The organism is Duganella phyllosphaerae (assembly GCF_001758785.1).
Classification (GTDB): domain Bacteria; phylum Pseudomonadota; class Gammaproteobacteria; order Burkholderiales; family Burkholderiaceae_D; genus Rugamonas; species Rugamonas phyllosphaerae.
In genome coordinates this window covers 311,437-323,203 of record NZ_LROM01000090.1, presented here as the reverse complement: position 1 = coordinate 323,203, position 11,767 = coordinate 311,437, and the positions used below count along the sequence as shown (strand labels likewise).

General features: G+C 62.7%; 10 protein-coding genes. 9 read left to right on the top strand and 1 reads right to left on the bottom strand.

The genetic code is table 11. The features are described 5' to 3' along the window. The 7 genes from tgt to DUPY_RS15395 form a co-directional block, all read left to right on the top strand. Nucleotides 1-851: tRNA guanosine(34) transglycosylase Tgt (tgt, locus tag DUPY_RS15425; RefSeq protein WP_070249263.1), on the top strand; the 851-nt coding region annotated here is incomplete at its 5' end. Nucleotides 852-960: 109 nt separating this feature from the next. Beyond that, a complete protein-coding gene (gene yajC, locus DUPY_RS15420) occupies nt 961-1,296 on the top strand; it encodes a preprotein translocase subunit YajC (RefSeq protein ID WP_070249262.1) in 336 nt (111 codons plus the stop codon). An 82-nt stretch (nt 1,297-1,378) separates the two neighbouring features. Beyond that, complete coding sequence (gene secD / locus DUPY_RS15415; protein WP_070249261.1) at nt 1,379-3,241, top strand: protein translocase subunit SecD; 1,863 nt, start codon at nt 1,379-1,381, stop codon at nt 3,239-3,241. A 15-nt stretch (nt 3,242-3,256) separates the two neighbouring features. Beyond that, nucleotides 3,257-4,279: a protein translocase subunit SecF gene (secF, locus tag DUPY_RS15410; RefSeq protein WP_070249260.1), complete on the top strand. Its 1,023-nt coding sequence runs from the start codon at nt 3,257-3,259 to the stop codon at nt 4,277-4,279. A 194-nt stretch (nt 4,280-4,473) separates the two neighbouring features. After that, nucleotides 4,474-5,178, top strand: a complete 705-nt coding sequence (locus DUPY_RS15405) for a gluconate 2-dehydrogenase subunit 3 family protein (RefSeq protein ID WP_070249259.1) — start codon at nt 4,474-4,476, stop codon at nt 5,176-5,178. A 9-nt stretch (nt 5,179-5,187) separates the two neighbouring features. Beyond that, the gene (locus DUPY_RS15400) at nt 5,188-6,966 is read left to right on the top strand and encodes a GMC family oxidoreductase (protein WP_070249258.1); all 1,779 of its coding nucleotides are present in this window, start codon (nt 5,188-5,190) and stop codon (nt 6,964-6,966) included. An 8-nt stretch (nt 6,967-6,974) separates the two neighbouring features. Then, nucleotides 6,975-8,360, top strand: a complete 1,386-nt coding sequence (locus DUPY_RS15395) for a cytochrome c (protein WP_070249257.1) — start codon at nt 6,975-6,977, stop codon at nt 8,358-8,360. A gap of 2 nt (nt 8,361-8,362) precedes the next feature. On the opposite strand, the gene DUPY_RS15390 is transcribed toward DUPY_RS15395, so the two are convergent. Further along, the gene (locus tag DUPY_RS15390; RefSeq protein ID WP_070249256.1) at nt 8,363-9,340 is read right to left on the bottom strand and encodes a helix-turn-helix domain-containing protein; all 978 of its coding nucleotides are present in this window, start codon (nt 9,338-9,340) and stop codon (nt 8,363-8,365) included. 193 nt (nt 9,341-9,533) lie between these two features. Here DUPY_RS15390 and eat point away from each other — a divergent pair, with 193 nt between their 5' ends. Both eat and DUPY_RS15380 read left to right on the top strand, forming a co-directional pair. Next, nucleotides 9,534-10,928 carry an ethanolamine permease gene (gene eat / locus DUPY_RS15385; RefSeq protein ID WP_070249255.1) on the top strand — a complete coding sequence of 465 codons (1,395 nt, stop codon included), beginning with the start codon at nt 9,534-9,536 and terminating at the stop codon, nt 10,926-10,928. Further along, complete coding sequence (locus DUPY_RS15380) at nt 10,929-11,750, top strand: TorF family putative porin (protein WP_229255382.1); 822 nt, start codon at nt 10,929-10,931, stop codon at nt 11,748-11,750. Nucleotides 11,751-11,767 lie beyond the last annotated feature (17 nt).

Genomic DNA, 11,767 nt, shown 5'->3' with positions numbered 1-11,767 from the left:
GCTTCCAGGTGTTTTCGCTGGGCGCCATGCGCAAGATCACGGAAGAGGGCGTGCACTTCAATTCGCCGATCAACGGCGACAAGCTGTTCCTCTCGCCGGAAGTGTCGATGCAGATCCAGCGCGTGCTGAACTCCGACATCGTCATGCAGTTCGACGAATGCACGCCGTACGAGATCGACAACCGCCCGGCCACCATCGAGGAAGCGGCCAAGTCAATGCGCATGTCGCTGCGCTGGGCCCAGCGCTCCAACGACGAATTCCACCGTGGCGAAAACCCGAATGCGCTGTTTGGCATCGTCCAGGGCGGCATGTTCGAACATTTGCGCGACGAGTCGCTGGCCGGCCTGGAAGCGATCGACTTCCCGGGCCTGGCCATTGGCGGCCTGTCGGTGGGCGAGCCGAAAGAGGACATGATGCGCATCCTCAAGCACGTCGGTCCCAAGCTGCCAGCCAACAAGCCGCACTACCTGATGGGCGTCGGCACGCCGGAAGACCTGGTGGCCGGCGTGTCGCACGGCGTCGACATGTTCGATTGCGTGATGCCTACCCGTAATGCCCGCAACGGCTGGCTGTTTACCCGTTTCGGCGACATCAAGATCAAGAATGCGCGCTACAAGGAAGACAAGGAGCCGCTCGACTCGACCTGCTCGTGCTACGCCTGCCGCAATTTCTCGCGCGCCTACCTGCACCACCTGAACCGCACCCAGGAAATCCTCGGCGCGCGCCTCAATACCATCCACAACCTGCACTACTACCTCGACATCATGCGCCAGATGCGCGAGGCGCTGGACGAGGACCGCTTCCACGCGTGGACCCTGCAATTCCACGCCGACCGTGCGCGGGGCGTTTAAAAATCGGCTTTAAAAAGAAATAACACCCCCCATTTGCCGGGAAGTCGTTGCACGTTCCGGCCAGTGCTAGAATACAGCGCTGTTTTTTCAAACTATTATCGGAGTCACTGTGTTTATATCCAACGCTTACGCCCAATCCAACCCCCTCGAGTCGCTCGGCGGCGCCGGCGGCTTCCTGGGCCAGTATGGCTTCCTGATCCTGATGTTCGTGGCAATGTACTTCCTGATGATTCGTCCCCAGATGAAGCGCGCCAAGGAACAAAAGAACATGATGGAAGCGCTGGCCAAGGGCGATGAAGTCGTGACCGCTGGTGGCGTTCTGGGCCGTATCTCGAAAATATCGGACCTGTACCTGACCATCGAGGTATCGAACGGCGTGGAAATGACCGTGCAAAAAAGCGCGGTGACCATGGTCCTGCCGAAAGGCACGCTCAAGGCGCTGTAACCGGCCCAGGCCCCCGGCCCGCCCTGTCGCACGACGGGCGGGCCGTCTTGCATCCGACGCCTAACCCTGAACGCTGAACACTATGAATCGCTATCCCGTCTGGAAATACATACTGATTGCTGTCGCCATCCTGCTGGGCGCGCTGTACTCGGCACCCAACTACTTCGGCGAATCGCCGGCAGTGCAGGTCACGAGCGGCAAATCAACCCTGAAGCTGACGTCCGACATGGTCGCCAAGGTCGATGAAGTGCTCACGCGCGAGAAAGTCCCGCACAGCGAACTGACCTTCGATGGCACCGGCACCTACGCCTCGGTACGCGTGCGCTTCCCCGATCCCGATACCCAGTTCCGCGCCAAGGCCGTGCTGGAAAAAGGCCTGAACGCCGATCCGGAAGATCCATCGTACCTGGTGGCGCTCAACCTGCAACCGGACACCCCGAAATGGATGCAAAAGCTGCACGCGGCGCCGATGTACCTCGGTCTCGACCTGCGCGGCGGCGTCCACTTCCTGATGCAAGTCGATACCAAGGCCGTACTGGCCAAGCGCCTGCAAGGCATGCAGGCCGCCGCCCGCAGCCAGCTGCGCGACAAGAACGTGCGCCACGCCGGCATCGAGCGCTCGGGCGACACCATCGTCATCAACTTCCGCGACAACGACACGCGCCAGAAAGCCAAGGCCGTGCTGGCTGACCAGATGCCGGACGTGACGTTTGCCGATTCCGGCAGCGACACCGACCTGAAAACCGTGATCAGCCTGAAGCCTGCCGCAGTCAAGCAAACCACGGACGAGGCGGTCAAGCAGAACATCTCCACGCTGTCCAAGCGCGTCAACGAACTGGGCGTGGCCGAACCGATCATCCAGCAGCAAGGTCCGGACCGCATCATCGTGCAACTGCCAGGCGTGCAGGACGTGGCCCGTGCCCGTTCCGTGATCGGCCGCACCGCCACCCTGGAAATCCGCATGGTCGACGAATCGATCACCCCGGGCACCGAACTCACTTCCGCCGTTCCGCTGAACTCGGAACTGTTTACCGTCGGTAAAGGCGTACCGGTCGTGTTGACCAAGGACGTGGTGCTGACCGGTGACTACATCTCCAGCGCCACCGCCAGCTTCGACCAGAACCAGCAACCGGCCGTCGGCATCGACTTGAACGGCGATGGCGGCCGCCGCATGCGCGACGCCACCAGCACCCGCGTGGGCAAGAAAATGGCCATCGTGCTGTTCGAAAAGGGCAAGCCGGAAGTCTTGTCGGTCGCCACCATCCAGAGTGAACTGGGCAGCAAATTCCAGATCACCGGCATGGGCAACGCCGAGAACTCGGCCGAACTGGCGCTGCTGCTGCGCTCTGGCGCACTGGCTGCCCCAATGGAAGTGATCGAAGAACGCACCATCGGCCCGCAGCTGGGCGCCGAAAACGTCGCCAAGGGTATGCACTCGACCATGTACGGCTTCGCTGCCGTGGCCATCTTCATGGTTGCCTATTACATGATGTTTGGCCTGTTCAGCGTGTTTGCGCTGGCGTGCAACCTGCTGTTGCTGGTGGCCTTGCTGTCGCTGCTGGGAATTACCCTGACCCTGCCGGGCATGGCCGCCATTGCGCTGGCGCTCGGTATGGCGATCGACTCCAACGTGCTGATCAACGAACGGGTGCGCGAGGAACTGCGCGGTGGGGCGTCGCCGCAGGCGGCCATCACGGCCGGCTTCGATCGCGCCTGGGCCACGATTATCGACTCCAACGTCACCACCCTGATCGTCGGCCTGGCGCTGCTGGTCTTCGGTTCCGGTCCGATCCGCGGCTTTGCCGTGGTGCACACGCTGGGCATCCTGACGTCGATGTTCTCCGCAGTGTTCATCATGCGCGGCGTGGTCAACCTCTGGTACGGCCGCAAGAAGAAGCTGCAATCGATCGCCATCGGCACCATCTGGCGTCCGGACACCAAATAATTCGAGGTATAGCACATGGAATTTTTCCGCATCAAGAAAGACATACCGTTCATGCGGCATGCACTGGTGTTCAACGTCATCTCGGCGTTGACCTTCGTGGCAGCCGTGTTCTTCCTGTTCCACCGTGGCCTGCACCTGTCGGTGGAATTCACCGGCGGCACCGTGATGGAGCTGAAGTACCAGCAACCAGCCAATCTCGAGGGCATCCGGGCGTCGCTGCGCGGCATCGGCTACGACTACCCGGAAGCGGCCGGCTTCGGCACCGCGCACGACGTGATGCTGCGCCTGCCGGTGATCAGAAGCATCAGCGGCAAGGATGCCTCGCAACTGGTCTTCGATACCCTGTGCAAGGCTGAAAAAGGTGCGCTGACCCAGATCGACAACGTCAACGCCAAGGGCGAGCACGTGGTCAAGCAGGCTTGCATGACCGCTGCCGGCGCCGAAGCGGTCGAACTGCGCAAGGTGGAGTTCGTCGGTCCGCAGGTGGGTGAAGAACTGACCCAGAACGGCCTGAACGCACTGGTGATGGTGGTTGTGGGCGTGATGCTGTACCTGGCCATCCGCTTCGAATGGAAATACGCGGTGTCGGCAATTATCGCCAACCTGCACGACGTGGTGATCATCCTCGGCTTCTTCGCTTTCTTCCAGTGGGAATTCTCGCTGACGGTGCTGGCCGGTATCCTCGCCGTGCTCGGTTACTCGGTCAACGAATCGGTCGTGATTTTCGACCGGATCCGCGAAAACTTCCGCAAGTACCGCAAGGCCACCGTGCACGAAGTGATCGACAACGCCATCACGTCCACCATCTCGCGCACCATCATCACCCACGGCAGCACCCAGATGATGGTGCTGGCGATGCTGTTCTTCGGCGGTCCGACCCTGCATTACTTTGCCATGGCGCTGACCATCGGCATCTGCTTCGGTATCTATTCGTCGGTGTTCGTGGCGGCGGCGATTGCCATGTGGCTCGGCGTCAAGCGTGAAGACCTGATTAAGCCGGTCAAGGAAAAAGACGAGACCGACGGCGCGGTGGTGTAAATCCCGCTGTCCTGTTGGCGAAAAGCCGCTTCCCTCGGGAGGCGGCTTTTTTTTCATCCATAGCCGGTGTAAGTAACAACGCGTAGAAAAAACCGTATCGTGCGCAAGCCGGACTGATGTAGGCGTAGGATGCCAATTCGCTATTTAGTTTATTTGTGAAATTTTGCCACTACAAGTCGAATAAAAGGGTTCTCATGAAAACCATTGGTATCTCTCCGCACCGCCGCAGCTTCCTGCGCAAGGCGGTTACCGCTGCGCCGGCCGTGGCGCTGGTGGCCGCTGCCGGCGTGGGCGCAGTGGCCACCACCACTGCTGGCACCGCTGCGCAAGGCAGCTATCGTCCCGTCTATTTCAACCCGGCCGAGTGGGCCACGCTGCAAGCGCTGGTCGATCGCCTGATCCCCGCCAACAGCGACGGCCCCGGTGCGCTGGAAGCCGGCGTGCATGAATTCATCGACCTGCAGATGAATACGCCGTATGCGTACGGCAAGCTGTGGTTCATGCAGGCGCCGTTCGTGCCCGAGTCACCGCCCGAGTTCGGCTACCAGTTCCACATGGCGCCGCGTGACCTGTACCGCAGCGCCCTGGCCGGTCTCGAACATGCGGTCCAGGCCAAGCTGGGCAAGGCCTTTACTGCGCTGGACGCATCCCAGAAAGACGCCGTGATCGGCGAACTGGAAAAGGGCACGCTGGCCATCGGCGCGGTGCCGCCGAAAACCTTCTTCGGCCAACTGCTGCAAAACACGCGCGAGGGTTATTTCAGCGACCCTGCCCACGGCGGCAACAAGGACATGGCGGCCTGGAAGATGATCAACTTCCCCGGCGCCCGTGGCGACTACATGGACTGGGTCGAGCAGTACGGCAAGCACTATCCGCTGCCGCCCGCCTCGATCGCTTAAGGAATCAAGATGGCAGATATTACACTCAAAAAAGTCGAAGTCGTCATCGTCGGCTTCGGCTGGACCGGCGCCATCATGGCCAAGGAACTGACCGAAGCGGGCATGGAAGTGCTGGCGCTCGAGCGCGGCGCGTTCCAGGACACGTACCCGGACGGCGCGTACCCGAAAACCCTCGACGAGCTCACCTACATCCAGCGCTCCAAGCTGTTCCAGGATTTGTCGAAAGGCTCGTTTACGTTCCGCCACGACGTCGCTGGCACCGCCGTGCCGTACCGCCAGATCGGCGCCTTCAAGCCGGGCACCGGCGTCGGTGGCGCCGGTTTGCACTGGTCGGGCCAGCACTGGCGCGTATTGCCGGAGGAGCTCAGACTGCGCTCGCACTACAACGAGCGCTACGGCAAGAAATTCATCCCGGAAGGCATGACCACCCAGGACTTCGGCGTCACCTTCGAGGAGCTGGAGCCACATTTCGATTTCGTTGAAAAAGTCTTTGGCACCTCGGGCGTGGCCTACCGCGTCGATGGCAAGGTGGTGGGCGAGGGTAACTTCTTCGAACCGAGCCGGTCCAACCACTACGCGCTGCCGCCGCAAAAAGTGCCGTACACGGCGCACCTGTTCCACAAGGCTGCGGCCGAAGTGGGCCTGCACCCGTTTGTCGCACCATCGTCGAATGCGTCGCAGCAGTATGTGAATCCTTACGGATGCCAGATGGGGCCATGTAACTTCTGCGGCTTCTGCTCGGGCTTTGCCTGCTACAACTACTCCAAGGCATCGCCGCAGGTCAACATCATGCCGGCGCTGCGCAAGGCCGCCAATTTCGAGCTGCGCCCGCACTGCAATGTGCTGCGCATCAACCTCGACAGCAGCAAGAAAAAGGCCACCGGCGTCACCTACGTCAACAAGGACGGCAAGACCGTCGAACAACCGGCCGACCTGGTGATCGCCAGCACCTTTGCCTACAACAATGCCCACCTGTTCCTGGTGTCGGGCGTGGGCCAGCCGTACGACCCGGTGAAAAATGAAGGCGTGGTCGGGCGCAATATCGCCTATCAAACCATGTCCACCGTGCAGATGTTTTTCGATCCGAACAAGAACACCAACCCGTTCATCGGCTCCGGCGGCAACGGCGTGGCGGTCGATGATTACAACGGCGACCATTTCGACCACGGCCCGCTCGGCTTTGTCGGCGGTTCGCCGGCCTGGTGTAACCCGGCCGGCGTCAAGCCGATTGCCGGCATCCCGGTGCCGGACGGCACCCCGGCCTGGGGCGCGGACTGGAAACGGGCGGTCAAGGACAACTACACCAACACCGTGTCGTTCGACGTGCACGGCGCCAACATGGTGTACCGCGACTGCTACGTCGATCTCGATCCGACCTACACCGACCAGTTCGGCCAGAAGCTGCTGCGCTTCACCTTCGACTGGCACGACAACGACATCAGGATGAGCCGCTACGTGACCGACAAGATGCTCGATGTCGCCAAGGCGATGAATCCGAAGTCGATCCACGTGTCGGTAAAAAACTTCGGCGACCACCTGGACCTGCGCAATTACCAGACCACGCACTGGGCCGGCGGCACTGCGATGGGCACCGATCCCAGGATCAGCGTACTGAACCGCTATCTGCAAAGCTGGGACGTGTACAACGTGTTCGCGGTGGGTTCAAGCGTGTTCCCGATCGGGATCGGCTACAACCCGACCGGCCTGGCTGCCGCACTGACGTACTGGTCGGCCAAGGCGATCCGCGAGCAGTACCTCAAAGATCCCCGTCCCCTTGTTGCCGTATGAGACTGCCCATGACCCATTACCTCACCAAATCACTGGCCCTGCTGGGCCTGTCGCTGGCGATGTCGGCCAGCTGGGCCGCACCCGACGCCAGGCTGATCAAGCAGGGCGAATACCTGGCCCGTGCCGGCGACTGCTTTGCCTGCCACAGCGTAACCGGCGGCAAGCCGTTCGCTGGCGGTCTCGGCATGGAAACGCCGATCGGCAAGATCTATTCGTCCAACATCACGCCTGACAAAAAGGCCGGCATCGGCACCTGGAGTTTCGAGGACTTCGACAAGCTGATGCGTACCGGCGTGACCAAGGCCGGCTACACCGTGTATCCGGCCATGCCGTACCCGTCGTACTCGCGCCTGAGCCAGGCCGACATGCAGGCGTTGTACGCGTACTTCATGCACGGCGTCAAACCCGACCCGACCCCGAGCCGCGATTCCGACATCGTCTGGCCACTGTCGATGCGCTTCCCGCTGGCGATCTGGCGCTGGGTGTTCGCACCCAAGCCCGAGCCATACCAGCCGCCAGCGACCAATATGACCAATACCGCCAATGCGCAAATTTTGCGCGGCGCCTACCTGGTCGAAGGCCTGGGCCACTGCGGCGCCTGCCACACGGCGCGCAGCGTGACCATGCAGGAAAAGGCGTACACCAGCAACGGCAACACCGACTTCCTGGCCGGCGGCCAGGTCATCGATGGCTGGACCGTGCCGTCGCTGCGCAACGAGCATGGCGGCGGACTGGCGCGCTGGAGCACGGCCGACATCGTCGACTTCCTCAAGACCGGCCGCAACGGCCACACCGCCTCGTTCGGCGCCATGAATGACGTGGTGGCGCATTCGACCCAATACCTGAGCAACGACGACCTGACCAGCATGGCCGTGTATCTCAAGTCCTTGCCGGCCAATAACAAGTCCGCGCCATTCGTGGCCGACGCCAAGGTGGCCACGCAACTGTTCAACGGCCAGCCCGCCACGGCCGGTGCGCTGACCTACCTGAACAAGTGCGCCGGCTGCCACCGCTCGGATGGCAAGGGTTACGGTACCGCGTTCCCGGCGCTGGCTGGCAACGCCGTGTTGCAGGGCAAGGATGCGACCTCGGCGATCAACATCATCCTGTCCGGCGGCGCGGTGCCATCGACCCACACGGCGCCGTCGGCGCTGACCATGGCGCCGTATGCGAAAGAGCTCAACGACCAGCAGGTGGCCGACGTGGTCAACTTCATCCAGACCAGCTGGGGCAACCAGGGCGGTACGGTGGTGGCCAGGGACGTGGCCAAGGTGCGCAAGGTCTCGGTGCCGGTCAAGCCGTTGACGGCTGCTGCGTTTGCCGCCGGGCGTGAAGGGACGGTGCCGCAGCCTGTCTCCAGGCCGAGCAGCGTGGACAAACTCGACGCCAAGTAAGTCTATTGTGTCCGTCGCGCCCGCATCGCGGCCGACGGACACTCGCCGAACAGCTTGCGGTAATCGCTGGAAAACTGGCTGAAGTTGCTCATGCCCCAGGCGTCGGCGACGTCGCCGATGGCGGCGCGCACCGGGCCAGCGCCCTGGTCGAGCAATGCGCGGCGTGCGCCGTTCAGGCGCATCATCCGCATGTACAGCAGCGGACTCATCCCCAAGACATCCTCGAAACAATACTGCAAGGTGCGGCGGCTGACGTGCACCTGCTCGCACAGCTGCGGCACCGTCAGCGCGGCCTGGTCGGCCAGGTGCGCGTCGATGTAGGCGCGCACGTGTTCGACCACGCGGCGCCGGCGTTGCAGGCTGGGGCTGGCGACCGGTTCGCCGCAGCGATGGTCGAGCAGCTCCAGCAGCGACGCCAGCACCGTGTCCTGCCAGGCTTCGGTGCCATTGCCCACCGCCTCGCACGGCAGCGCCGCCGACAGGATACCCAAGCACGCCGCGCGCGCCGCGCCATCGACCTGTAACACCTCGGCCGCCTGCACCCGCTGCCAGTCGATCTGGCAGCCTTGGCGCTCGGCGGCATCCTCCAGCAACTGCCGGCTGGCAACGATGCCGTAGATGCTGTAGGCGCTCGGCGTCACCAGTTCGAACTCGACGTCGCCCGGACGCACCATCAGCGTGTTGTCGCCCGCCTGGCGGCCGTTGATGCGCGTGGTTGCATCGTGGTCGGGCAGGCCGAACCAGATTGCGTCCGGCCACACCCGGCACGATTGCCGCACCGCCTGGCTCAGGCTTTCCCGGAATACTTGAAGCTGCGGCAACTGCCGCTCGGTCAGCGCGCCGGAAAAACGGCCGGCGCTGACCTGGTCGTAGCGCTGCTGCCAGTTGGTCAGCTTGCTGGCCAGTTCGTCGGCGTCGTGCGCCATCACCGTGCGTAATAACGGTGCATGGGGCGATGATGGTGTCGCAGTCTGGTGCATATTTGCTCCGCTGAGGTTGTCTCTGTCGTGGTGTTGCAGTCACGCGGCGGGCCCGCCGCAGGTTTGCCAATTTGCGATAACGCCAGTGCCAACAGCGCTCCTATACTGAAATCCGCCTCAACACATCGAGCAACTTTCATACCCGCCCCACACGGGCAGGGGCGCCGGTAACGTATTACCTAAGGAGAACCACATGAACGCAAAACAGGCGGCCGGTCAGCCGGCCCTGCAACAGACGCTGAGCACGTTCCAGCTCTGGGGCATCGCCGTCGGCCTGGTGATATCCGGGGAGTATTTCGGCTGGAGTTACGGCTGGGCCTCGGCAGGCACCTTGGGCTTCACCATTACCGCGTTGTTCATCGCGGCCATGTACACCACCTTTATTTTCAGCTTTACCGAGCTGACCACGTCGATCCCGCACGCGGGCGGTCCGTTTGCCTACAGCAAGCGCGCGTTCGGCCCCACCGGCGGCTACCTGGCCGGCGCCGCCACCCTGATCGAGTTCGTGTTCGCGCCGCCGGCCATTGCGCTGGCAATCGGCGCCTACCTGAATGTACAGTTCCCCGAGATCAACCCCAAGCTGGCGGCAGTGGGCGCTTACGCGGTGTTCATGACGCTCAACATCGTCGGCGTGCAGGTGGCGGCCACCTTCGAGCTGTTGATGGCCTTGCTGGCAATCTTCGAGCTGCTGGTATTCATGGGCGTGGTGGCGCCGGGCTTTTCCATCACCAACTTTACCAAGGGCGGCTGGTCGGGCCAGGACGTGTTCACTACCGCTGCGATACCGGGCATGTTTGCCGCGATTCCATTCGCCATCTGGTTCTTCCTGGCCATCGAAGGCGTGGCCATGGCGGCCGAAGAAGCCAAGGACCCCAGGCGCTCGATCCCGATTGCCTACATCACCGGCATCATCACCCTGGTATTGCTGGCGATCGGCGTGATGGCGTTTGCCGGCGGCGCCGGTGACTGGACCAAGCTTGCCAACATCAACGACCCGCTGCCGCAGGCCATGAAAATGATCGTCGGCGAGCACAGCGGCTGGCTGCACATGTTGGTGTGGCTCGGACTGTTCGGACTGATCGCCTCGTTCCACGGCATCATCCTCGGCTACTCGCGCCAGATCTATGCGCTGGCCCGCGAAGCGTATCTGCCGCCAGCGCTGGCCAAGATCCACCCGCGCTTCAAGACCCCGCACCGCGCCATCCTGGCCGGCGGCGCGGTCGGTATCGCCGCCATCTTCAGCGACGAGCTGATCAAGATCGGCGGCCAGACCCTGACCGCCAATATCGTCACCATGTCGGTGTTCGGCGCCATCACCATGTACATCCTCAGCATGCTGAGCCTGTTCAAGCTGCGCCGCGCCGAGCCCGACATGGTGCGGCCGTTCCGCGCGCCGTTCTACCCGGTGTTCCCGGCGATTGCCCTGGCCGGCGCCGTGGTCTGCCTGGTGACGATGATTTACTACAACCCGCTGGTGTTCTGCCTGTTCGCCGCCTTCCTTGCTGCCGGTTATGTGTACTTCCTGGCGACCAAGGACAGCCGCGCACTGCACGCCGCCCCGACCACCACCCCCATCGAAGGAGTTTGAATGTTGATCTTTTCCCGCATGATGCAGCGCCTGGCGGTGGCCGGCGGCCTGCTCACACTGGCCACGACCGCCTTTGCCGCAGAGCCGGCCCCCGTACCTTCGGCCTGGACCGAGACCGGCAACGTCACGGCGGTATCGGACTACCTGTTCCGCGGCATTTCGCAAACCCAGGCCAAGCCCACTGCCCAGGCCACGCTCGACTTTACCCACAGCAGCGGCGTGTACCTGGGCCTGTTCGGCTCGGGCGTCTCGCACGCGGCCTATAACAACGGCGCCGGTTCCGAGCTCGACGTCTATGGCGGTTACCGCCACGCCGTCAATGCCGACACCACCATCGATGCCGGCCTGGTCACCTACTGGTTCCCCGGCGCGCACTATGCGACAGGCGGCAAGGACATCAAGTACCATACGCAGGAGGCCAAGCTCGGCGTCAACATCGGCAGCTTCAACGCTTACGCCTGGGTGTCGCTGAGCCGTTACTGGTTCGGCTTCACGGTGCAACCGGGCAGTGGTGACCTGGTCGATACGCGCGGCACCGTGTACGGCGAACTGAACTGGAATCCGGAACTGGCGCCGGGGCTGGTATTGAATTTGCACGCAGGCCGTCAGCAGGTGCGGCACATGGACGACTTCAACTTCTACGACGCCAAGGTCGGTGTGACCAAGACCGTCGGCAACTGGGCGTTCGCGGCGGCAGGGGTGTATAACAGTGGCGACGCCAGCAAGAACGGCGCGCCGCTGTGGACCTTCTTCAACGCCGACGGCAGCAGCAAGAACGTGGTGCAAAAGCGCTTGCTGGTGACTGCCACCCGCAGTTTTTAAACAGGCATTTCAGTAAC